Here is a 276-nt window from a genome sequence, read left to right as displayed (position 1 = left end):
GTGATGATGTTTCCTTTCGGAAGACCACTTTCTAAGAACACTTTGACCTCTCTTCTTTCAAGAGAAGTGTGCTTAAAGAGTGGTGGAGCTAGACGGGATCGAACCGTCGACCTCTTGCATGCCATGCAAGCGCTCTCCCAGCTGAGCTATAGCCCCATCAATGTACTTAGTAACCAACTTCGAAAGAAGTTGGTGGGTCTGAGTGGACTCGAACCACCGACCTCACCCTTATCAGGGGTGCGCTCTAACCACCTGAGCTACAGACCCAACTAAGTG

2 tRNA genes are annotated in these 276 nt (G+C 50.0%); both read right to left on the bottom strand.

Going from position 1 to position 276, the window contains the following annotated elements:
- Positions 1–80 precede the first annotated feature (80 nt).
- A tRNA-Ala gene (locus tag ATN88_RS04280) sits at positions 81–156 on the bottom strand.
- 34 nt (positions 157–190) lie between these two features.
- A tRNA-Ile gene (locus tag ATN88_RS04275) sits at positions 191–267 on the bottom strand.
- Positions 268–276: the final 9 nt, after the last annotated feature.

This window comes from Enterovibrio coralii (assembly GCF_001559595.1).
GTDB classification, from domain to species: domain Bacteria; phylum Pseudomonadota; class Gammaproteobacteria; order Enterobacterales; family Vibrionaceae; genus Enterovibrio; species Enterovibrio coralii.
This window is presented reverse-complemented; position numbering and strand designations above follow the sequence as displayed.